The following is a 25,168-nucleotide window of genomic DNA, read 5'->3' as shown; positions in this document are numbered from 1 at the left end:
TTTTGAAAACAAAAGAAAAAATAGACCATAGAAAAATCCTTATAAATTAAATAAATCTAGGAACATTTCAGATTCTACTTTAATGTTTAACATTTTAGAAATGCTATTATTATGAAGTTTTTAAGATTTATTTCTTTGGATATAAAGAAAAAAGATTCACTAATGAATCTTCCCTCTTTTAATTTAGGAGTTAAAACCTAAGTTCCTACCTCTTAGTCTTCAGACTTTTTCTTTCTCTTCTCTAAGCCAATCAGACCCAAACCTGATACTCCCGCAAGTAAGCTTGCTGCTAAATATGAGGTTTCTTCTGTACCAGTCTTAGGAAGGGCTTTTGCACCCTCGCTCTTGGAAAGTGATGGAGGTGCAGGTGTAATCGTCCGCTCTGGCTGAACAGGATCTTCTGTCACAGTCGGAACGTAGACTGCTGAAATCGTCTGACCATTGCGGTCTTTGCGAATCACTGTCACACCGTCAGCTTGGCCGACAAAGCCCGTTTCCGGTACAAAGGTCACAGTGCCATCTGGCGCAATCGTGTAAGTACCTTGACCTGGAACAACCTTTTCAGTACTTCCATCCTCGAAAGTTGGAGGAACGGTTGGATCCACGTCGCCTTCAAAGATTGGTTTACCAGTCTGCGGCTGGCCTTTGAGACCGGTGCTGCCGGTATCTTCTGTGGCAGTACTTCCCAAAACAGTTGGGGTATAGGTTGCCGTCACGGCATTGCCATAAATATCTGAACGCTTCACGACAACTCCGCGAGCAGTTCCGACAAAGTCGGCTTCCGGTACAAAGGTTACTGCTCCCAGAACGGTAAAGCTATATGTTCCCTCACCTGGGACAACCATTTCGGTGCTACCATCCGCAAAGGTCGGTGCTACGGCTTGGTCAATCGCCCCTTCAAAGGTTGGCGTGCCCGTTTGAGCTTGACCTTTGCGACCGCTAGATACACTGTCCTGACTGGTTGATGGTTCAACCACGGTCGGAACATAGCGAGCCGTCACTGAGGTGCCATTCTTATCACGACGGACAAGAGTCACACCAGTACCCTGACCAAGGAAATCAGCTTCTGGAGTGAATGTGACTGTTCCATCTGGTGCGATAGTATAAGTTCCCTGACCCGGAATGGTCTTTTCCTTACTTCCATCTTCAAAGGCTGGCTCGACTGACTCATCAATTGGAACCAATGGATCACCTGCTTCGAAGACAGGTGTGCCTGTTTGAACATGGCCCTTGATATTTGTAGATGTGGTATCTTTACCAGTCGGAGTTACCTTAGTATACTCTGGACTGTATGTAGCAGTGACTGGAGTGCCGTTCTTATCGACACGTTTTACAGTAATTGGATCTGGTTTACCTACAAACTGCTTGTCTGGGGTGAAGGTCACTGAGCCATCTAGGGCAATCGTGTAAGTTCCTTGACTTGGAATTACTTTTTCCTTGCTGCCATCGTCGAAGGTTGGCTCGACCGTTTCGTCAATTGAAACCAGTGAATCGCCACCTTGGAAGGTTGGGGTACCTGTTTGAGGGACACCTTGAGGACCTGTGCTAGTTGCACCAGTTCCTGCAGGAGTTACCTTAGTGAATTCTGGGCTGTAAGTTGCCGTTACTGGTGTGCCATTCTTATCCACACGTTTCACAGTGATAGGATCTGGCTTGCCTACAAATTGCTTGTCTGGAGTGAAGGTCACTGCGCCATCTGGAGCAATGGTGTAAGTACCTTGACCTGGAATGTTCTTTTCCTTGCTGCCATCTTCGAAAGTTGGCTCCACGGTTTCGTCAATTGGAACCAGTGGATCGCCACCTTGGAAAGTTGGAGTACCCGTTTGAGGAACACCCTGAGGGCCAGTGCTGGTCGCATTGGCACCTGTAGGAATCGCTTTCGTGAACTCTAGACTGTAGGTCGCAGTCACTGGTGTGCCATTCTTATCAACACGTTTCACAGTGATTGGATCTGGTTTGCCTACAAATTGCTTGTCTGGGGTGAAAGTCACTGCACCATCTGGAGCAATCGTGTAAGTTCCTTGACCTGGAATAGTCTTCTTCTTGCTTCCATCTTCGAAGGTTGGCTCCACTGTGTCATCGATTGGAACAAGTGGATCACCACCTTGGAAAGTTGGAGTGCCTGTTTGCGGAACACCCTGAGGACCTGTGCTAATCGCATTGGTGCTAGTTGGCGTAACCTTAGTAAACTCTAGGCTGTAAGTTGCCATTACTGGAGTGCCATTCTTATCAACACGTTTCACAGTGATTGGATCTGGTTTACCTACAAATTGCTTGTTTGGGGTGAAGGTCACTGCGCCATCTGGGGCAATGGTGTAAGTTCCTTGACCTGGAATAGTCTTCTTCTTGCTGCCATCTTCAAAGGTCGGCTCAACGGTTTCATCAATTGGAACTAGTGGATCACCACCCGCAAAGATCGGGGTGCCAGTTTGAGGGACACCTTGAGGTCCTGTGCTAGTCGCATTAGTACCTACCGGTGTAACCTTAGTAACAGTTGGTGTGTAAGTTGCGGTTACTTCAGTTCCATTCTTATCTACACGTTTTACTGTAACTGGTGTTGGTGTACCAACATACTGTTTCTCAGGTGTAAAGGTGATAGAACCATCTGAGTTGATGGTGTATACCCCTACTCCCTGAACAGTCTTCTTAGGCTGGCCATCTTCGAAGGTCATTGGAGAATCCATATCAATTGGAACAGCTTGGTCACCGCCTGCAAAGGTTGGGGTACCGGTTTGAGGCACACCCTGAGGACCTGTACTAGTCGCATTGGTGCTGGTTGGAATTACTTGAGTCACTGTAGGTTGGTAAACTGCTTCTGCTGTAGATCCGTTCTTATCACTTACACGAAGACGCGCAGGAGTTGGCGTCCCATGGAAATCAGGTACAGGTTGGAAGCTAATATCTCCATTAGCTTGAACAGTGTAGGTTCCTTGTAGCTTGCCACTTGCATCATGCACAGGCAGACTATTAGCTTGTTGAATTTGCCCATTAACTACAAATTGTGGTCCCTCTGGCGCTAAAGGCACCATCGCATTCTGTCCATTAATACTTGCTTGACCTGGAGTAAAGTTTAGGTGACTCGTTTGAAGTTTCCCTTGTAAACCAGTAGACTGTGTATCTTGACCTGTTGGGGTTGCGGCCTTAACTTCGGCTTGATAAGCAGCGGTTACTTCTGTCCCGTTCATATCAACACGTTTAACAGATTCAGCACTTGGACGGCCAGTGTAGCTAGGAACCGGTTGGAAGGTTACACGACCTGCTTTATCAACCATATAAGTCCCAACATTCGGAACAACCTTAGTTGTTTGACCGTTATCAAAAGTTGGAGTAACTGCCTCATTAATTGGCACACGATTATCACCTGGCGTAAAGATCAAATTACCAGATTGTTCAGCACCTTGAATACCTTCAGAGTTTACTCCTTGTGCTGTTGGAACAACACGCGTTACTGTTGGTTGATAGGTTGCACGGTGCTCTGTCCCATCGGTAGCATGCAATTGTAGGTTAACAGGGTCAACTGTCCCCACAAACGACTTATTCGGAGTGAAAGTCACACGCCCAGTAGCTGGATCTAACTCAAAGGTTCCCACTTCTTGGCCTTGCGAGGTTGCCTTCGCGCTTGTTCCAACAATACGATTGCCATCAGCATCCAAGAAAGAGACAGGATTCGTTGAAGATGGTTGAACAGGTGTCTTAGCAGGATTTCCATCATTAAAGACAATATCTTGCACTTGAGGCAAACCTTGTGCGTCCGTCGAACGATGTTCCGTGAAATTCAAAACAGTCGGAATATAGCGGGCATCCATGTTATTCAACTTATCGTTGATAACAGGTTCTCCATTATTCTTCGCAATCCAATCTGTACTTGCGCCATTAGTATCAACACGGCGGATATTAATTCCTTGAGTAGTACCGATATAGCCAGTGCTAGGTTCAAATATCACATCCACATTTGCTCCCTTGGCTGTTACTTTATATCGTCCCTCAGCAGTATTGTACCAACCATCGCCATCTGCTGTTAATGTATTGCCAGCATTGTCCAAAACGACAGGTGCTACAGTTGTATCAATAGCCGCTTTCTTGCTTTCATCATTTTGATCAATACCTTGAGGTGTAAACTGAAGAGTAGCTTTCTGAGGCTGGCCGATTATTCCTGAACTTTCCTTCTTTTCACCTTTTGGCGGATAGGTTAAGATGACTTCTAAGTCTTCAACTTCCCCACTAAAGGCTGTTCCCGTAGGTTTTTCAATATCTCCCTTATTCAGGGCAATACGGACCCGCATTCCCAGCTTGCTAACTGAAGGATTGGTCATCGCTGGATTATTCTTAAAATTAACAGTATAGTCACCAGCCGTTGTTACTTCAGTAAATTCGCTGGCCTCATTTTCATCAAAAACACCATTTTGATTGAAATCAATCCAAGCACGGACATAGGCCTTGCTATTGCCATTGGCAGAGGCTTGCAGGCGAACTGAGTAGTCACCATTTTGAAGACGATTGACTCGGAAAAGGTTATTCGTCTTACCGGTCAAATCAGAAGGCAAGAGCTGATTAACCCCTTCGTCTGCGTGATCAGTATCGTCATCATGCCTCCAGTCATTACCCGAAGTAGTATCAATATCAGCTTCAACTCGACCCAAGAATGGCTGAGGAGTTCTTGCACCCGTATTGGCATCATAACCAGAAATAGCATGAACAGCATTTCCATAAGAAGCCGGTGCATCCCCCTCATCAACTACCATAAAACCAATCATAGCAGCTTGCTGACCTGAAGAAGCAATATAAATCCCAACTTCTGAAGCACCTCGTGTCATCACAATCGGAACAGTGCGATCTTTAGAAGTATTAGGACCAAAGACCTGAGAACCTAAGCCTCCTGTTTTTTGATCTGGATTAGTAAAAGCAGTCCAGTCGATTACAGGTATAGTCGCATTATCCCCTATATATTGTCCATATCTGTTAGGGTTCATCGGTGCATAAGTGTCGGTAATTACAGACCCATCTGGCCGAACACGTTTCCATTCTGCCAAGTGTTCCCATCCTTGGCCATTAGTCGTGAAGATAGCATACTCCCCTGGGTTGGCCTCTTCTCCATCTGCCATGATAACCGTCGCTTTTACAGGTTTCCCAAGGTAAGTCGCTTCTACCTTGAATTTTATACCGTAGCTAGCACCATTTTTAGGAACTTGTAATTGAGTCTTTCGACCATTGGTGTTAATCCCTTGGTCTCGGACAGATGTCCATTGATTCTGCTCCGCTCCTATAATTTTCGGTCTAGCTGAATCTCCCTCAGCTTCTTGCTTTTTATAGTCTTCATTTACATATCTGAACCAAGTGTTTTTCGCATTCGGATCATAGCTATTTTCATACGCAGTACCCTTGACGCGGTCACGATAAATCTCTGTTGAGTGGAAAGGTTTTAATTCCGTCACTGTCAGTTTGATACGATAGCCTGGTGAAATTTCTTTCTCATAGACAGTACCGACTTTAAAAGAATCGTCCGTATCTAAGTTGCTGATGGCACTTCTATCACCAAGATCCAGCCAGTTAATCTGCTTCATCAAGTCTGTCGGGTTCTTTTTTTCAGAATCAGCCAAAGTAGGCTTCTCAATGGTGTTGTTAGGGTCACCATCTCGCAGACCAGTAGGTGCCGCATCCCGTCTTACGCGACGAGAGCGACTAGGCTGAGGAGTCTCTGTAGTTCCTGCCGGTTGAGCAGGAGCTGGTTGGCTGTTTTCCTCAGACTTAACTTCTGCAGGAACAGTTGTTTGCAAAGAGGTAGTTTCTGCAGTCGGCTGCTCACTTGTTGGCTTATCAACTGAATCAGGCCTTGCAGTCGCTACCGCAGACGCATCTTCTGCTTGAGCCACAAAAGTAGCAGGCCTGCTTTCCTCAGCTGGTGAATTTACTGATTCTGCAGTACTTCCTGCGGAATCTGCTGTACCTGTTTTCGAAACCTCGCTTTGGGCATCAGAACCAACAGTTTCATCAGCGCTAACCTGCGTTGCCGCACCCAAAAGAAGCAGGGTTGATAAGAGCACAGAACAAACACCGACGTTTAGTTTCCGAATCGAAAACTTACGCAGGTGAGGATTAAATAAATCTTTTCCCATAATAATCTCCTAAATAATCATTTAAATTGCAGATTTTATTATACACTATTCTATTTTAGTTATCCATATATATAACTATAATTGTAAGAAACCAACATTATAATTAGACACTTTGTTGAAAACAGTCTATTTTTAACAAAAAAGAGGAAAGATCCATAAACGAATCTTTCCTCTTTTGATTTAGCGGTTAGAAGCTAAGTTCTCACCTCTTAGTCTTCAGACTTTTTCTTTCTCTTCTCTAAGCCAATCAGTCCCAAACCTGATACTCCCGCAAGTAAGCTTGCAGCTAAGTATGAAGTTTCTTCTGTACCTGTCTTAGGAAGGGATTTTGCACCCTCGCTCTTAGAAAGAGATGGAGGGGCAGGCGTAATCGTCCGCTCTGGCTGAACAGGATCTTCTGTCACAGTCGGAACGTAAACTGCTGAAATCGTTTGGCCATTGCGGTCTTTGCGAATCACAGTCACACCGTCAGCTTGACCAACAAAGCCAGTTTCCGGTACAAAAGTCACGGTGCCATCTGGCGCAATCGTGTAGGTACCTTGGCCTGGAACAACCTTTTCAGTACTTCCATCCTCGAAAGTTGGCGGAACAGTTGGATCCACGTCGCCTTCAAAGATTGGTTTGCCAGTCTGCGGCTGTCCTTTTAGACCTGTGCTGCTGGTATCTTCTGTAGCAGTACTTCCCAAAACAGTTGGGGTATAGGTTGCCGTCACGGCATTGCCATAAATATCTGAACGCTTCACGACAACTCCGCGAGTAGTTCCGACAAAGTCGGCTTCCGGTACGAAGGTCACTGCCCCCAACATATTGAACCGATAAGTTCCCTCACCTGGGACAACCATCTCTGTGCTGCCATCCGCAAAGGTCGGTGCTACTGCCTGGTCAATCGCCCCTTCAAAGGTTGGCGTGCCCGTTTGAGCTTGACCCTTGCGACCACTAGATACACTGTCCTGACTAGTTGATGGTGCAACCACGGTCGGAACATAGCGAGCTGTAACCTTGCTACCATTCTTATCACGACGGACAAGGGTCACACCGCTTCCCTGACCAAGGAAATCCGCTTCTGGAGTGAAGGTGACTGTCCCATCTGGTGCGATGGTATATGTTCCTTGACCTGGAATGGTCTTTTCCTTACTTCCATCTTCGAAGGCTGGCTCGACTGACTCATCAATTGGCACCAGTGTATCACCTGCTTCGAAGATAGGTTTGCCAGTCTGAACATGGCCTTTGATATTTGTAGAGGTCGCATTTTTACCAGTTGGGACTACTGCTTTCACTATCGCTTGATATTTGACAATAACAGGAGTTCCGTTAGCGTCTAAACGAATCAATCCCAATTCTGATGTTTCACCCTTGAATTGTTTTATTGGAGTGAAAGTCACCTTGTTATCGGCATCCACTTCGAACTTACCAACATTTGGTACTTCTTTAATATTCTTTCCGTTACCAAAAAGTGGAGTCGAACCAGCGGGGAATGGAACTAATTTATGTCCTGGCGTGAAAGTCACTTGACCTTTTTGAACCTGACCTTGCAAGCCTTCTGTCTTAGTACCGGTGCCTGTTGGAGTTACCTTGGTAAACTCTGGACTGTAGGTCGCTGTCACTGGTGTGCCGTTCTTATCCACTCGTTTTACTGTGACTGGATCTGGTTTACCTACAAACTGCTTGTCTGGCGTGAAGGTCACTGTCCCATCTGGAGCAATCGAGTAAGTTCCCTGACCTGGAATGGTCTTCTTCTTGCTGCCATCTGCAAAGGTTGGCTCAACAGTCTCATCGATTGGAACCAGTGGATCCGCACCTTTGAAGGTTGGAGTGCCTGTTTGCGGAAGGCCTTGTGGGCCAGTGCTCGTCACGGTGGTGCCTGTTGGAGTTACCTCTTTCACTACCGCTTGGTAGTTAACTGTAACAGGGGTACCATTGACATCAGTGCGAGTCAATTCAAGTTCTGGCGTTTCACCCTTGAATTGCTTGTCTGGAGTGAAAGTAACCTTACCGTCTGCGTCCACTTCGAACTTACCAACATTCGGTACTTCTTTGACAGAAGAGCCATTGTCAAATAACGGAGTCGAACCTGCTGGGAATGGAACAGAAACATAGCCTGGAGTGAAGGTGACTTTGCCTTCTTGAACTTGGCCTTGAAGCCCCTCTGTCTGAGCACCTGTGGCTCTTGGTGTGACTTTTTCAACTGTTGGTGTGTACTTAGCCGTCACTGGTGTACCATTCTTATCTACCCGCTTAACAACAACTGGGTCTGGTGTGCCAACAAATTGCTTGTCAGGTGTGAAAGTGACAGATCCATCTGGTGTTACTTCGAAGATTCCGACATTTGGAACTTCCTTGCGTTTGCTTCCATCATCGAAAGTCGCTGGAGTATCATTATCCAGTGGTACATTCGGGTCGCCACTGACAAAGTTTGGTTTACCTGTTTGAGGGCGGCCTTGTGGGCCAGTACTGGTTGAGGTGGTGCCTGTTGGAGTTACCTCTTTCACTACTGCTTGGTACTTAACTGTAACAGGGGTGCCGTTGGCATCCACACGAGTCAATTCAAGTTCTGGTGTTTCACCCTTAAACTGCTTGTCTGGTGTGAAGGTCACCTTACCATCCGCATCCACTTCAAACTTACCAACATTTGGCACTTCTTTAACTGCGGTACCATTATCGAATAATGGAGTTGAACCTGCCGGGAATGGAACTGAATCATGGCCTGGAGTGAAGCTAACATGACCTTCTTGAACCTGACCTTGCAAGCCTTCTGTCTTAGTACCGGTGCCTGTTGGAGTTACCTTGGTAAACTCTGGACTGTAGGTCGCTGTCATTGGAGTACCATTCTTATCCATCCGCTTAACGGTGACTGGATCTGGTTTACCTACAAACTGCTTGTCTGGCGTGAAAGCCACTGAGCCATCTGGGGCAATCGTGTAAGTTCCTTGACCTGGAATTACTTTTTCCTTGGCACCATCTTCGAAGCTTGGTGCAACGGTTTCATCGATTGGAACTAGTGGATCACCGCCCGCAAAAGTCGGAGTGCCTATTTGAGGAAGACCTTGTGGACCGGTGCTGGTTGCGTTGGTACCTGTTGGAGTTACTTTCGTAAACTCTGGACTGTATGTCGCAGTCACTGGTGTGCCGTTCTTGTCCACTCGTTTCACAGAGATTGGGTCCGGTTTACCTACAAACTGCTTTTCTGGTGTGAAGGTCACTACGCCATCTGGAGTGATGGTGTAAGTTCCCTGGCCTGGAATCTTCTTCTCCTTACTTCCATCCGCAAAGGTTGGCTCAACAGTTTCATCGATTGGAACTAGTGGGTCCGCAGCTTTGAAGATTGGAGTTCCTGTTTGCGGGATACCTTGTGGACCGGTGCTCGTAACGGTGGTAGCTGTTGGAGTTACTTCTTTCACTACCGCTTGGTATTTAACTGTTACTGGTGTTCCGTTGGCATCCACACGAATAATTCCTAATTCTGGTGTTTCACCCTTAAACTGTTTGTCTGGAGTGAAGGTCACAATGCCATCTGCATCCACTTCGAACTTACCGATATTTGGTACTTCTTTAATATTTTTTCCGTTACCAAATAGCGGAGTCGATCCTGCTGGGAATGGAACTAATTCATGGCCTGGCGTGAAGGTGACATGACCTTTTTGAACCTGACCTTGTAATCCTTCTGTCTTATCACTAGTACCGGTCGGAGTCACAGCGGTCACAGTCGCTTGGTAGTTGGCCTTGGCTGCTGTACCGTTGACATCTGTACGGCTGAGTTCAACTTCTGGTGTCTTACCGACAAACGTTTTGACTGGTGTGAAAGTAACATTCCCCTCTGTATCAACCTCGAACTTACCGACTTTGGAAATTTCTTTGACATTCGTGCCAGTATCAAATACCGGTGTGCTGTCGGTTGGGAAGCCGACTTGCGGACTTCCTGCTTCAAAAGTAACCTTGCCTTTTTGAACTTGGCCTTGAAGCCCCTCTGTCTGAGCACCTGTCGCTCTTGGAGTCACTTTTTCAACTGTTGGCGTATACTTAGCTGTCACAGGAGTGCCATTTTTGTCCACTCGCTTAACAACAACTGGATCTGGCGTCCCAACATATTGCTTATCTGGGGTAAAAGTAACAGAACCGTCTGGTGCCACTTCAAAGATACCGACATTTGGAACAACCTTGCGCTTGCTTCCGTCATCGAAAGTAGCCGGAGTATCATTATCCAGTGGAACTCCCGGAGTGCCGCTCACGAAGTTTGGCTTGCCTGTTTGTGGACGGCCTTGCTCACCAGTGCTGGTAATATTTGTTTCCGTTGGAACCACTTCTTTCACTACAGCTTGGTATTTGACGGTGACAGGAGTGCCATTCACATCAGCTCGAACCAATGTCAGCTCAGGAGTGGTTCCCTTAAACTGCTTGTCTGGCGTGAAAGTCACCTTGCCATTGGCATCCACTTCAAATTTACCAACGGTTGGAATCTCTTTAACAGTCAAACCATTGTCAAAGAGCGGAGTTGTTTCAGCTGGGAATGGTACAGAGGCATGACCAGGTGTGAAGCTAACATGACCTTCTTGAACCTGACCTTGCAAGCCCTCTGTCTTGTCACCAGTACCAGTTGGAGTTACCTTGGTAAACTCTGGACTGTAAGTCGCCGTCACAGGAGTGCCATTCTTATCCACGCGTTTTACAGTGATTGGATCTGGCTTGCCTACAAACTGCTTCTCCGGTGTGAAGGTCACTGTGTCATCTGGTGCAATGGCGTAAGTTCCTTGACCTGGAATAATCTTTTCCTTGCTGCCATCTTCGAAAGTTGGCTCTACTGCTTCATCAATCGGAACTTGCGAATCACCACCTTGGAAAGTCGGGGTACCCGTTTGAGGGACACCTTGAGGGCCAGTACTAGTTACATTAGTTCCTGTTGGAGTTACTGATGTAACTGTCGCGATATAAGTGACTTTCGCTGCAATACCATTTGCATCTTTGCGAGAAATGCTAATTTCTGGTGTTTCACCCTTGAACTGTTTGTCTGGCGTGAAGGTGACATTGCCCTCCGCATCTACTTCAAACTTACCGACTTTGGCAATTTCTTTTACATTCGTACCCGTGTCAAAGACTGGCGTGCTGTTGGCTGGGAATCCTACTTTAGGATCGCCAGCTTTAAAAGTTACACGGCCCTTTTGAACTTGGCCTTGCGGGCCTTCTGTCTGATCTCCAGTTCCTGTCGGAGTCACAGCGGTCACAGTTGCTCGATATTTGGTCTTGGCAACTGTTCCATTGACATCTGCACGGCTGAGTTCAACTTCAGGAGTTTTACCTACAAAGGTTTTGACTGGAGTAAAGGTGACATTACCCTCTCCGTCCACTTCGAACTTACCGACCTTGGCAATTTCTTTCACATTCGTGCCAGTGTCAAAGACTGGGGTGCTGTTCTCTGGGAAACCAACTTGAGGACTTCCTGGTTCAAAAGTAACCTTGCCTTTTTGAACTTGACCTTGAGGGCCTTTTGTCTGAGCGCCTGTTGCTCTTGGAGTGACTTTTTCAACAGTTGGCGTGTACTTAGCCGTTACTGGAGTACCATTCTTATCTACTCGCTTAACAACAACCGGGTCTGGTGTCCCAACAAATTGCTTGTCAGGTGTGAAAGTGACAGATCCATCTGGTGCCACTTCAAAGATTCCAACATTTGGAACGACCTTGCGCTTACTTCCATCATCGAAAGTCGCTGGAGTATCATTATCCATCGGTACATCTGGGTTACCACTGACAAAGTTTGGCTTACCTGTCTGTGGACGACCTTGTTTACCAGTGCTGGTAATGTTTGTCCCTGTTGGAGTAACAGCAGTGACTGTTGCCTTGTAGATAGCTGTAGCTGTGCTACCATTCGTATCTGTACGAGTAATCCTGATGTCTGGCGTAAGGCCTTTAAATTGTTTCTCTGGAGTAAAGGTTACATTTCCATCCTCATCCACTTCAAACTTACCAACAGTAGGCACTTCTTTAACAGCCGAACCATTGTCAAAGAGCGGAGTTGAGCCAGCTGGAAAGGCCACCGTTTGTTTTTGACCATTGACTTGCGCAGAACCTTCTGTGAAGCTGACTTTTCCTCGCTGAACTTGGCCTTGTATACCACTGGTTTCAGCATTCGTCGCACTTGGTGCTGCTGCTTTTACATCAGCCTGATAGGTAGCTGTTACTTCTGTCCCATTGACATCTACTCGCTTGACAGCCTCTGCCGCTGGCCGTCCAGTATAAGTCGGTAGTGGAGTGAAGGTAACTAGGCCTTGATTATCCACCTGATAAGTGCCGACACCATCAACTGTTTTAGTCTGGCTGCCATTATCAAAGGTTGGCAACTTCTTGCTATCAATAGGCACACGATTATTGCCTGGATTGAAGGTCAATTGCCCTGTCTGAACTGCACCTTGAATGCCCTCGCTGCTGGCACCTTGAGCAGATGGTCTAACAGGAGTCACCTTTGGCTGATAAACAACTTGATGCGGAATACCTTTGCCATCAATCATTTGAACAGACACAGGGTCTACAGTACCAACAAAGTTTTTGTTTGGTTTGAAAGTAATCTTACCTGTTGAAGGCTCGACTTCAAAACGACCAACTTCCTGACCATTTGATAAAGCTGGAACTCTAGTATCATCTGTTGTCGTTCCATCTGCTTTCACAAATTTTACAGGATTTGCTGCAGTCGGACTTGCCGGAGTTTTGCCAGCATCTCCATCATTAAAGACCGGCGTCTTTTCTTGCGTTAGTCCTTGAGCATCCCTTGTTTCATACTTAGGAACATTCAGCACGGTTGGTACATAACGTCCATCCATATTGTTGAGTTGGTCATTGATAGCTGCTTCAGCCTGATTCTTGGCAATCCAATCCGTACTTGCGCCGTTAGTATCAAAACGACGGATATTAATCCCCTGAGCTGTGCCGATAAAGCCAGCCTTAGGCTCATATACCACATCTACATCAGCGCCGTTTGCAGTTACTTTATAACGTCCTTCAGCAGTGTTGTACCAGCCTGCTGCATCAGCAGTCAGTTCATTTCCTCTCGCATCTAATACAATCGGAGCTTTAGTAGTATCAATTGCTACTTTCTGATTTTCAGTATTTTGAGCAATCCCCTGTGGAGTGAAATGAAGAGTGGCTGTCTGTCTCTGGTCACGGATTCCAGTACTTTCCTTCTTCTCGCCTTTTGGTGGATAGGTCAGTTCAACTTCTAAGTCTTCCACCTCACCACTAAATGCAGTTCCAGTAGGCTTTTCAATATCTCCCTTGTTCAAGGCAATACGAACCCGCATTCCCAGCTTGCTAAGTTCAGGATTGGTCATGGCTGGGTTCTTCTTAAAGTTAACAGTATAATCTCCCGCAGTTGTTACTTCGGTAAATTCACTGGCTTCATCTTCGTCAAAGACACCATTATTATTGAAGTCAATCCAGGCACGGACATAGGCTTTTTCGTATCCATTAGCCGAAGCATGGATGCGGAGAGAATAATCTCCGTCATGCAGACGGTTTACTGGAAAAAGACCATTGGTTTTCCCGACTAAATCATCAGACAAGAGCTGATTGACACCTTCATCGGCTAAATCATTCTGATCGTCATGCTTCCAGTTGTTTCCAGATGTAGTATCAATATCAGCCGCAACACGGCCCAAGAATGGCTGTGGATTTTGACCGCCAGTTTCAGCATTGTATCTTGAAATAGCATGGATAGCTTTTCCATAAGAATCCGGTGCATCACCTTCATCGATTGCCATAAAACCAATCATCGCAGCTTGCTGACCAGAAGAAGCTATGTAAATACCAACCTCTGATGCACCACGTGTCATGACAAGCGGAATTGTATTGTTTCTAGAAACGTTCGGTCCAAATACTTGACTTCCCAGTCCGCCAGTCTTTTGGTCAGGACTGACATAGGCCTGCCAATGAACCCCAGTACCGTCATCTCCAATAAATTGGCCTTCTGTAGTAGGCTTCATTGGCTTATAGGTTTCTGTAATCTCAGTAGTCACACCATTTGCGTCTGTAACTGTACGCTTCCACTCGGCCAAATGTTCCCAACCCTTACCATTGGTTGTAAAGATAGCATACTCGCCAGGGTTTGCCTCTTCTCCATCAGCCATGACAACGGTTGCTTTAACAGGCTTCCCACGATATCTAGCTTCAACTTTGAACTTCACACCGTAGTTGGCTTCATCTTTAGGAACCTGCAGTTGGGTCTTACGGCCTTTAGTATCAATTCCTTCTGACTTAATAGCAGACCATTGATTTTGAGCAGCACCAGTAATTTTAGGGCGGTAATCATCACCATACCAATACTGATAAGCATAATTATTGCTATTGGTATATTGAAGCCAAGTATTTTTTGCATTGGGATCATAACTGCTTTCGTACTCAGTCCCCTTTACTCGATCACGATAGATCTCTGTCGCATAGAAAGGTTTCAATTCCGTCACAGTCAGTTTGACCACATAGCCCGGCGAAATTTCCTTTTCATATACTGTTCCAACTTTAAAGGAGCCGTCTTTATCTAGATTTCTCAGTGATTTAGTATCACCAAAATCTAGCCAGTTCACCTGCTTCATCAACTCATCAGAGCGTTTCCTCACTGATTCTTCCAGTGTTGGTTTAGAAACTGTAGGATTAGGTGTTGCATCTTGTATAGCAGAGCTAGCTTGACCAGCAGGACTGGCAGTACGGAATGATGTTCCTGCCTCCATTGGCTGGCCATTACGCTCGGACCTTGGCATAGCCGCAGAACTTGGTTTTGGCGTATATTGCACTGAATAAGAGCGAGCCCGACTAGCTTCAGCAGGTCTGGCTTCATTAGAGGTCTCAACTGTTTGATTAGCTTCTTGCGCCTTTTCAGGTGCTGTTTGCTCTGAAACTGCAGCTGGACTTACCAGCTGATTTTGATCAGCACTTGCTTCTGAGTTAGCTGTTTCAGGAACAGCAGATGTTGCTGTATTCTCAAGAGCAGGCTGACTGACTGGCTGACTCATAGCAGAGTCCGTCGGTTTTTCTGGCAGTGAGATATTATCATCTACAGATCCGCTGGCAGTTTCATCTGCATTGACCGTAGCCGCAGTACCTAAAAGAAAAACGGTAGATAATAATACCGAGCAAACTCCGACATTTAATTTTCGAATCGAAAACTTGTTTAAATGGGGGTTAAATAATTCTTTTCCCATAGAATCTCCTATATTAATATTTAATAGCAATTGGTATTATACAACATTTATATATAGTTAGCCATGGATATGACTGTAGTTGAGGGGCATAGTGTCCAAAAATAGACACATAAAAAAAAGACTCCATTTTTATAGTAAAAAAAGAAGACTCGCAAACGAATCTTCTCACTTTTAACCTTCTGATAAAACCTTATCTAATTTTTCCTGTAGGGCTGCTAATTCCCAACCTTCGATTTCTTTTAGCTCATGATTGGTTACTGCCAGCCCCTCATATTCGAGTCCGCAGTTCTGGCAAAAGCGACTCATCACGTAGTCCAGCATTTCAATTTCTTTGCTAGGTTGAGAACCTTGCAAGAGGAAAAACACCTTTTTGCCCTTGAGTGCTTCCTGAGGCTCATGCACATCAGCCACTCGGTCCAACAGGGTTTTTAGCAAGCCTGAAAAAGACCACCAATAAATAGGACTGGTAAACACCAGTACATCGGCTTGGCTCAGCTGCTCATAGACTTGAAAGAACTGATCGTTTTCTGCTGACTGGCCATATTGCTCAATGTGGTAGTCCACTAATTGAAGAACCTCATAATCTCTATCCCGCAGAAAAAAGCGCCCCAACTTAAAACTATTTCCATTCCTATTCGGACTGGCATTTACCAAATAAATCATAGCTTCTCTTCTCCTTTATTTTTTCCAATTATATCAAAAAAGAGGGAAGCAAACAATGCTCGCCCCTACTATTTATTCCGACTTTTCCATATCTTCTTTCATTTCGTCCATATTAAACTTAGCAAAGAGATACTTGCGATCTTGTACCGGGAAACGCTGATCCAGCTGGTCTACAGCGCCCAACTCGACGACACCTTCTTTGATAACAAAATCCATAACATGTCCACCAAAAGTTAAATCATCCGATACAAAATGCAGATGATAGCCTGCTAGACTAACCCCGTGGAAAATCTCAGGCGTCCAGATACCAACGATGGTGCCTGTGACATTTTCCTTACGATACTCAGGCTGATTGACCGCTACTTCTGCAAACTTCCGCTCCGTCGTAGACTTGGGAATCATCCGAACATGCATGCGGGCGAAATCGCCGTGAATCTTGATAGAGCGGAAAAGATTTTCCCCATCATAGTAAGACTCAATCCGCTTCTCCAACTCCTTGTCATCCATCTCAAAGCGCTGACGGAAAATGACCTCCGCCTGGTGAGGAACCACTGCCGCATAAGGTACTGTCATATCCGGTGACACCTCAACCACTTCTGGCACTTCTCCAGATCCCTTTGCCTGATAAGCCTTACCATCGAGAATAATGAGCTCGCCATCAATAGAGTCCAGCGTTCCCAAGCCCAAATCTCCATACTGCAGCAGCTCTCCAACGGTCATACTTCCGTCGTAAAGACCAGCCATCAAAGCTCCCAAAGTATTATATTGAAATAATTTGATTGGTTCTGCCATTCCTATTCCTTAATCTTTCTCTTCCTAAAAATATTATTGCCCATCCAGCTAAGCTTTTTTCATCCTAATTACATGTGCTTACTGAATTTCTACGCCAATCATTATACCACAAATTATGGGAAGGGGCTGAGCGAGTGCTTCTTCAGCTCTTATAAGCTTTCATAAAGCTCCTGCATACTAGCATCATCAGGTACTAGTCTCAAGTAAGAAGCTGCAGCCCTTTTAGCTTCTTCAAATCGGCCTAATTCTCGCAAAAGATAGACATGCTGCTCTAGAAACTCTGGATTATCTTGCAATTCACGAGCCAGTTGATTATAGAGTTCCTCTGCTTTTTCCAGATTTTCCAAGGCCTGATAAGCACGCGCCAGATTCCAGCGGGTCAAGGCGTTATCGACTTCTTGGTCTGCAAATTCTAAAATATCCTCATAGCGCTCCTGCTCTAAGTAAAGAGTAGTCAGTCGCAAGGCAATCTCTTCCAAATCATCCGCATCTTCCTGAGCCTGCAAGAGATAATGTTCAGCCGCTTTCTCATCATGAAGTTCATAAGAAAGCTGCGAGGCTAAAAGCAAGAGCCGAGTCTCAAAAGGATTCTTAGCCAAGCCCTGCTGGGCAAGGGTCAGGGCTTCAGCCGTCCGATGCTCCGCATGAAGAGATAGGGCATAGCCATATTCGTAGCCTTCAAAATCCGGTGACAGAGTATCCAGTTGCTTAAAATAAAGATTGGCTTTCTGGTATTCTTCCTGGTCCGCTAATATAGTTGCTAGCTCATAAACCGCAGCATCGTCATACTCCAGCTCAACTGCTTTCTCCAAAAACTCAATGGCAGCTGCAAATTTTCCAAGACTGGCATAGCAGACCCCAATCCGCTGATAGGTTGAGACGCCTGTCTGTTCAAAGATTGAGCGATTCTCTAGCTGGGCATATTCCTTAATCGCCTGAGAAAAATCCCCCAGCTCCAAATCTATCTCAGCCAGACCAAAGGTTACCAAAGGCTCATCAGTCAGAGCCGCTGCCTGAGTCAGTTTCTCACGAGCCACATCAGGAAGCCCCTCTAGCTGATAGAGGTCAGCCTTAGCCAAGAGAGCAGCAACATACCAGTCACTGCCTGGCTGAATCTCCTCCAGATAGGCAAAAGCCTGCTCCAATTCCCCATCATCGCTGGCAATAGCTGCCAAGCTGATATAAGAAGCCGGATAGTCAGGAGCCAACTTTTCAAAAATACGCTTGGCCTGTGGGAAAAAGCCGATACTCTCTAAGTAATCGGCCAAATCCAATAATTCTTCTTCGCTGTCTGTAGTCAGGGCTTGCTCGAAATAGCGATCAGCCAGAGCTAGGTCCTGCTCCTGTAAAGCTGCCAACATTTGCTCACTCTTGCTCACTGATTTCTCCTTCTTGTTCAAAATCGGCTTCATAGAGGCCACTTACTTTCTGATACCACTTAAAGATGGCTGCAATGGCTACCTTGGCTGAAGCATAGGCGGGAATTCCCAGGAAAACGCCCCAAATGCCAAACATAGTACCAGAAGTTAATAATACGAATAAAATCGTAATCGGATGAATGCTGAGCTGACTGCCCAAGACCAAAGGAGAAACAAAACGCCCCTCGATTGTCTGCTCAACGATAAAAACGACAATGACTTTAGCCAGCATCACTGGACCACCAGCAATCAAACCGATAGCCAGAGCCGGAAGCATGGCCAAAAAGCTGCCCAGATAAGGTACTAGATTGAGAACGCCCGCAATTACTCCAAGAGTGACACCATAGCGCAGACCAATAATCTTGAAGAAAACGATAAACATCAGAGCTACAATGATAGCGACCGTCACCTGACCTCGCACATAGTTGGCCAGCTGGCTATTGATATCCGTCATCACTTGACCAAAGGAAGCGCGGAATTTAGTTGGCAGAAACTGGGTCACATAGCCTTTCAGATTTTTCCCATCTCTCAGCAGATAAAAAAGGATAAACGGCATGATGATAATAGCCACGACAATCTGCGAAGTTGTACTGATTAAGTTACCCGCCCAATTGACTGCCCTAGATGAAAAATTGCTGGCCCAATCGGTAATCTGGCTAGACAGATTGCTAGTGTATTCCTCAATCTGCGGCTTGAAATCTGCCGAAATATACTTAGTCACGACATCGTCGATGAACTTGTCAGCCTGCTTCAGATAAGCAGGAACATTTCTGACAAAGGCCATGACCTGATGCTGCAAGCTAGGAATAGCAACAGCCAAGCCCCAGATAATCAAAAAAGCAATTAAAACAAAGACAATGGTAATAGCAACCAGTCGATTAATCTTGTGCTTTTCCATCCAGTCGACGATGGGATTTAACAGATAATAAAGCAGACCGGCTAATATAACCGGCAGCATGATTACTCCCAAAAATTCAATGACTGGACTAAAAATAAAACTGATTTTACTCAGTATAAAAATATTCAGTCCCATCAAAAGTGTTACTAAAAATACTGTAATGGCCTTGTTATCCAAAAACCATTTAAAAAACCAAGATAGGCTAAAATCTTTTTCTTTGTGCTCCATATTCTCCTCCTTTAACTTGTCATTTCATTGTAACATTTTTCAGAGAAAAATTCTCTGCTCAGCTATAGGGAAAAGCAAAAAAAGAGAGGAGCCAGAAAACTTGTATTTTTCGCAAAATACAGCTTCTGACTTCTCTCTTCTGCTCCTACAGGACCAGCTAGAATGCAAGGCTATTTCTCGACAGCTGACAGAGAAATGCTAAAGCGCATCTTCCACCCATCAACGGCTTCAAACTGATATCGCAGACCATGCTTATCCAAAATCTGCTGAACGATAAAGAGTCCCAGACCAGTTCCGCCATCCTTGCGATTGCGACTGTAGTCTGGCCGATAGAAAGGCTGAAAAATCTGCTGAATTTGGTCTTTGTTCAAAACTCGTTCCGCCTCATTTTCGATGACTAGCTTACGCTCTTCCAGCCTAAGTAGAATCTGTCCACCTTCTACTGTATAATGAAAGGCATTGTCCAGCAAATTTTTGATAGCCTTGAGCAGATAGGTGCGGTTCCCCTTGACCTTCGCTTCTGCCAGCTCAACCTGAAAATGGTAGTGTCTGACATCTGCTAAAACTCTATAGGTGCTCAGATTTTCCTCCAAGACCTGCTTGAGTGAAAAGACTTCCTGTTCAGTTTCAGTCTTCATCTCCAGTTTAGAAATGGCTAAGATAGACTGGACTAACTCCGACTGCTCCTCTAGAATTTCTCGGCACTTCTGCAAGTACTTGTCTCGATCCTTGAACTCTCCTACACCATAAATCATACCATCGACCATCCCCATCATGCTGGTAATGGGCGTCTTGAGCTCATGTGATGTCATTCGCAAAAACTCTGCCTTTTCCCGCTCGCTTTCTGCTACCTTTTCATTTTCTAGGCGCAGAGCCTCAATACTGGTCAGTAGATTAGCATAGAGATGATTGATGTCTTGGGCCAGTTCGGCAATCTCATCACGTCCCTTGACCTGACAGATCACATCTGGAGCCAGACTCGTCATTTGACGGGTGCTCTTAGAGATGGCTTTGATCCGCTGACTGGAAGTCCGGCTGTAGAGATAGGCAGCCAGACCACCCAAACTTAGAGATACAAGCAAGACAAATGGATAGAGATTGAGCAAAATCCGACTAGCATCAGAAACAGGCTGTAAGGAATATTCTCCTCTCAGGACAACTTCTTTACCATCTGAAGTTCGAAAGCGTTCTGATAAACTCTTGCTCTCATAGTCACTGTTGGCAATCGTTGGAACGATGGTCAGCTGCAGAGAACTTTCGTCGCCAGCTTCGAGTGAGGGATAGAGAATAGTATTGTCTTTCGCCAGCAAGGTAAACCAAATCAGATTGCTCTTTTTACTATAATCGCTCAAGAGCTCGCCGATTTCCTGACTGGACTTTCCCTTGACCTGCTTGGAAACTTGGTCAAATTCTCTCTTAGCTTCTCCGCTCTTAACCTGCTGATAATACACCGGCATGGCAAAGTAAAGACTGGCTAGAACGATAGTCACCACCACGAAAATGATAGACGAGGTCAAGAGAAAGTTCTTTTTGACAATTTTCACTTGTCTTCTCCTCCAAGCTGGTAGCCCATACCCGTAATGGTTTTCAGTGGCACACCAGGAATCTTTTTGCGGATATTCTTGATATGATTATCCAGTACCCGACTATCCAGCTCGCTGTAGCCCCAAATGGTATTCATCAGCTGATCACGGGTCACCAAGTGGCCCTTCCTCTTAGCTAGAGTCTGCAAGATTTCATATTCTTTCTTGGTCAGAGGCATCTTCTCACCCTGCCAGTAAACCGTGCAGTCATCAATCGAAACCGTCAGGTCGCCAACAGCAATCTCTGAAGCAACTGTATTTCTGCGCAGAATATTCTCAATCCGTTTGACCAAGATTAGCGGTGAAAAAGGCTTGGTTACATAATCACTGATGAGGTGATTAAAGCTGACCAGCTGGGTATACTCGTCATCAAGTGCTGTCAAGATCATGACCGGAATCTGAGAAGTCTTGCGGATTTCCTTCAGTACTTCCAGACCACTCTTGGTTGGCAGCATCATATCTAAGATGACTAGATCAAAGGGTTCTTCTTCAAAAGCCTGCAAAGCATCGCCACCATCAAATACTGGCCTCACCTCATACTGACTTTCCTTTAAAAACTCGCAAATCACTTGATTAATCGTCGTATCATCTTCCACCACTAGAATCTTGTGCATACTTAGATTTTTCTCCTTTACCTATTCAAATCGCAGGGCTTCGATCGGATCCAGCTTGGAAGCTTTGACAGCTGGCAGGAGCCCAAATACTACTCCTATTATACAACAAAAGAGCAAACTTACAAAGACAGAAAAGAGGGATAAAATATACGGATAGGCTAGAGACTGGGTGATGGCAAAGCCTGAGGCGATACCAGCCACCACGCCAATAATCCCTCCCATCAGAGTCAGGATAACTGCCTCAATCAGGAATTGCTTGAGAATAATCTTCCGCCGAGCTCCCAGAGCCTTTTTAATCCCGATTTCACGAGTCCGCTCTGTCACTGAAACCAACATGATATTCATAACACCAATACCTCCGACTAAGAGGGAGATGCTGGCAATACCTGCTAGCAAGACGAAGTTAGACTTGTTGAGATTGTCCAGCTGCCGTTCAAATTCCTGCAGGTTGAGCACACCAAACATATAGTCTGACGGTGGCATTTGCTGATTGAGATAATCACTGACCTTCTTGGCCACCTTCTTCAAATCATCGGCCTTGTGGGTTTGGACAGTCACTTCTGGACTGACATTAATGGTATCAAAAATCCGATGCCACTGCTGCAGAGGAATATAGGCCACCTTTTCCGCACCAGCTGTTAAACCACTCTGCTCAGTCGACTCAAACACGCCAATGACCTTAAAGGGATTACCCAAGACTTCAACATATTTGCCGATACCATCACCCTTTGGAAAAAGACTGTCATAAAGTGACTTTTCTAAATAGGTCACCTGCTCTTGATTTTTAAAGGCTTCTGAGTCAAATCCTTCACCTTCCAGCAGACGCTGCTGCTTGATGTCAGCGGCTGTCTGCGAAACAGCCTGAATCTTCCCAGATGACTTTTGGCTCAGATAGTAAATCTTCTCATCTGTACCATAGGTCAGCAGAGCATTCTTGACCCCAGAGATTTCCTTAATCTTGCTTAATACATCCTCTCCCATAAAGGGAATATAAGAAGGTTTCTGAGCTTGAGATTTCTCTGGAATGGTCGGATCAATGGCGCTTTTCTTGTCATAGACGACCTTGATTGTGTTATTGTTGCCGCCGATGAGCTGACGCTTAGTATTTTCCGTATTTCCCTCAATGATAGAAAAGATAGCGATGATAGCGCCTATCCCGATGATAATCCCCAACATGGTCAGCATAGAGCGCATTTTATGCGACAAGATTGAATTCAGAGCTACAAAAATATCTTCCATACAGCTTCCTTTCTATCCTATCGCTTTGCTCTCTATATTACCGTCCCGCAGGATAACCGTCTGCTTGCAGAGTTGGGCTACTTCCGGCTCATGGGTAATGATGACAATGGTCTTGCCCTCATCATTAAACTGCTTGAAAAGATCCATAATCTGCACACTGGTCTTGGTATCCAGGGCCCCCGTTGGTTCGTCACCAAGGATGAAGCTGGGATTGGTTACCAAGGCTCGTGCAATGGCTACCCGCTGCTTTTGACCACCGGACAGCTCCATAGGCTTGAAATCACTTCTTTCTTCCAGTCCGACCAATCGCAACATTTCCAGAGCCCGCTCCCGTCTCTCTTTTTTAGGAATTTTCATGTAAGTCAGAGGCAGTTCCACATTTTGACAGGCTGTTAGCTTGGGCATGAGGTTAAAATTTTGAAAAACAAAGCCAATCTTCTGATTGCGCAAATCGGACAACTGATTGTCAGACAGCTCAGACACATCGGTCCCTTCAATATGATAAGTCCCAGAACTTGCCTTATCCAGACAGCCGATAATGTTCATCAGAGTGGACTTGCCAGATCCAGACGGTCCCATGATAGCCAGAAAATCCCCCTCTTTCACATGCAGATCAATTCCTTTTAAAATTGGAAATTCCTGACTGCCCTGCTGATAAGATTTGTGGATATCCTTAAGCTTTAACATGCTGTCCTACCTCCATCCCTTCTTCCATACCTGCTCTCGGTGTTGAAATGGTATCCTGCATAGTCAGACCTTCTGTAATCTCTACCAAACGGTCAGAAACTTTCTTGGTCTTGACTTCCTGCATTTTCAGAGTCTTGCCCTCTACCTTCCAGACATAGGTCTTGCCATTTTTATTGAAAGTATAAGCCTTATTGACAACTACCTTTCCTGCCTCAGGAGCATTCTCCACGATGTTGACATAGGAATGGGAACCCACCAACGGCATTTCACCACCTTGATCCAGCTCTACGGTATAAGGATACTTACCTTGGTTGGGATTTTCCTGTTGCTTATTCCCACCATTATTATTGGAAGTATTTTCTGCTGTCAGACTACCGACCTGAGTTACCGTACCACTCCAGCGTTTCTTAGGATCCTTGCGATCCACCACTTCCACTTTCTGGCCGACACTCAGCTTTTCACGGTCAAATTCACTGACAGTACCTTTGACCAGAGTTTTGGACTTGTCCATAATCTCAATAAAGTTTTCTTCTTCTTTTTTGGCCTTGGACTGATTAGGCAAATCTTCATTCATAGAGGTAATTGTTCCTGCTGTATCAGCAGTCACAGTATCATACTTCATCCGATCTGATTCTGTCTGGGCTGTCACTTGGGCCTTTTCAGCCTCAATCTGAGCTGTCGTCACTTCACTATCCGCAGTCTTAGCATCGCTCAACGCCTGAGCCAGCTCGTCTTCAGCAGACTTTATCTGCTCCAGCAATGACTCATCCTGACTGGAATTGTATTTGTCCTTGAGTGAGTTTAAGCTGGCCAACTTGCGATTATAGGTTTCCCATTTAATCGCAGCGCTGTTTTGAGCGGCTGTAATGCCATTTGCCTTGGACTGGGCATCATATTGAGCCGACTGGGCTGTCAATTGCTGCTCTGTCGCATAGGAAAAGAGCGGCTGTCCTTGTGTAACGGTATCACCATTTTTGACAAATACTTCCTTGACTTCCCCTTTAGAAGGGTCAATCTTGACCTTACTGCTATTGTTGGCAACTACTTCCCCAGATAAAACCAGGCTTGTTTTTTTGCTGTTATTGACAGCTTCTTGGACTGTCAGCGAATCAATCGCCTTATCTGCCATTTTCATGGCCTGTTGTTGATTGATCTGTCTAAAATACAGATAGCCTCCCAGCCCAGCACAAGCAAGAATGACCGTGCTGCCCAATAGAATGGTCTTACGATTCATTTTTTTTCTTCGAAACATATTGCCTCCAACCTACATGTTTTAATCTTTATTCAGCTTCTGAGCTAGATCCTGATCCATCTTCTGGAATTTCCTCACCATCTGCTGGGATTTGGATAACATTTCCATCAGGCATTGTGTATTCTGTCACTTCTTTGCCATCGACTGTCTTGGTCTTCTTATCAACAGCATCCTTCTGGAAGTCTACTTGTTTTCCATCCTTAATTTCTGAGTTATCTGCTTCTTTATTTCCGCATGCGGCTAAAAAGAATCCTGACATTCCGATAAGGGCAACGAGCATAGCAATTTTTTTAACGTTCATTTGATTTCTCCTTTGTTTAGCAAGCAGGAAGTTTGTTGCTTCCTGACAGTAATTGTTTTTTTGAACAATTCTATTCTAACAAAGCCATCTATCCCCTTCCTACCCACTATCTGTTTTTTATCTATTTTTTCAAAACCAATACTTTTCTGTTGAAAATCAGGCAAATTCTTCGCTCTAATCCCTATCATCTGCTTTTATGATATA

12 protein-coding genes are annotated in these 25,168 nt (G+C 45.3%); all 12 read right to left on the bottom strand.

Features of this window, described 5'->3' with window-relative positions:
- Window positions 1-212: 212 nt before the first annotated feature.
- The gene (locus K1I80_RS11235; protein ID WP_223313895.1) at window positions 213-6,113 is read right to left on the bottom strand and encodes a CshA/CshB family fibrillar adhesin-related protein; all 5,901 of its coding nucleotides are present in this window, start codon (window positions 6,111-6,113) and stop codon (window positions 213-215) included.
- Between the two features lie 209 nt (window positions 6,114-6,322).
- Window positions 6,323-15,289 carry a CshA/CshB family fibrillar adhesin-related protein gene (locus K1I80_RS11230; RefSeq protein WP_223313894.1) on the bottom strand — a complete coding sequence of 2,989 codons (8,967 nt, stop codon included), beginning with the start codon at window positions 15,287-15,289 and terminating at the stop codon, window positions 6,323-6,325.
- A gap of 171 nt (window positions 15,290-15,460) precedes the next feature.
- Entirely contained in the window at window positions 15,461-15,952 is a 492-nt protein-coding gene (locus K1I80_RS11225; protein ID WP_223313893.1) for a flavodoxin family protein, read from the bottom strand.
- A 72-nt stretch (window positions 15,953-16,024) separates the two neighbouring features.
- On the bottom strand, window positions 16,025-16,744 hold the full coding sequence (budA, locus tag K1I80_RS11220) for an acetolactate decarboxylase (RefSeq protein ID WP_002897801.1): 720 nt from the start codon (window positions 16,742-16,744) through the stop codon (window positions 16,025-16,027).
- 149 nt (window positions 16,745-16,893) lie between these two features.
- The gene (locus K1I80_RS11215) at window positions 16,894-18,123 is read right to left on the bottom strand and encodes a tetratricopeptide repeat protein (RefSeq protein ID WP_317627746.1); all 1,230 of its coding nucleotides are present in this window, start codon (window positions 18,121-18,123) and stop codon (window positions 16,894-16,896) included.
- Window positions 18,110-19,288 carry an AI-2E family transporter gene (locus K1I80_RS11210; RefSeq protein WP_002906828.1) on the bottom strand — a complete coding sequence of 393 codons (1,179 nt, stop codon included), beginning with the start codon at window positions 19,286-19,288 and terminating at the stop codon, window positions 18,110-18,112. The genes K1I80_RS11215 and K1I80_RS11210 overlap by 14 nt, the downstream gene beginning before the upstream one ends.
- Before the next feature lie 170 nt (window positions 19,289-19,458).
- Window positions 19,459-20,832 carry a HAMP domain-containing sensor histidine kinase gene (locus K1I80_RS11205; protein WP_223313891.1) on the bottom strand — a complete coding sequence of 458 codons (1,374 nt, stop codon included), beginning with the start codon at window positions 20,830-20,832 and terminating at the stop codon, window positions 19,459-19,461.
- The gene (locus tag K1I80_RS11200; protein ID WP_002897805.1) at window positions 20,829-21,485 is read right to left on the bottom strand and encodes a response regulator transcription factor; all 657 of its coding nucleotides are present in this window, start codon (window positions 21,483-21,485) and stop codon (window positions 20,829-20,831) included. The genes K1I80_RS11205 and K1I80_RS11200 overlap by 4 nt, the downstream gene beginning before the upstream one ends.
- Window positions 21,486-21,506: 21 nt before the next feature.
- Window positions 21,507-22,661, bottom strand: a complete 1,155-nt coding sequence (locus tag K1I80_RS11195; RefSeq protein ID WP_373197449.1) for an ABC transporter permease — start codon at window positions 22,659-22,661, stop codon at window positions 21,507-21,509.
- Between the two features lie 75 nt (window positions 22,662-22,736).
- Window positions 22,737-23,411 carry an ABC transporter ATP-binding protein gene (locus K1I80_RS11190; protein ID WP_002895848.1) on the bottom strand — a complete coding sequence of 225 codons (675 nt, stop codon included), beginning with the start codon at window positions 23,409-23,411 and terminating at the stop codon, window positions 22,737-22,739.
- Window positions 23,398-24,663 carry an efflux RND transporter periplasmic adaptor subunit gene (locus K1I80_RS11185; RefSeq protein WP_223313890.1) on the bottom strand — a complete coding sequence of 422 codons (1,266 nt, stop codon included), beginning with the start codon at window positions 24,661-24,663 and terminating at the stop codon, window positions 23,398-23,400. Before K1I80_RS11185 ends, K1I80_RS11190 begins: the two co-directional genes overlap by 14 nt.
- 28 nt (window positions 24,664-24,691) lie before the next feature.
- Window positions 24,692-24,964 carry a YgdI/YgdR family lipoprotein gene (locus tag K1I80_RS11180; RefSeq protein WP_002895853.1) on the bottom strand — a complete coding sequence of 91 codons (273 nt, stop codon included), beginning with the start codon at window positions 24,962-24,964 and terminating at the stop codon, window positions 24,692-24,694.
- Window positions 24,965-25,168: the final 204 nt, after the last annotated feature.

The sequence above is a fragment of the Streptococcus sanguinis genome, from assembly GCF_019929225.1.
Lineage (GTDB): Bacteria > Bacillota > Bacilli > Lactobacillales > Streptococcaceae > Streptococcus > Streptococcus sanguinis_J.
Note: the sequence above shows the minus strand (reverse complement) of the source record. Positions and strands in the feature narration are given on the sequence as shown.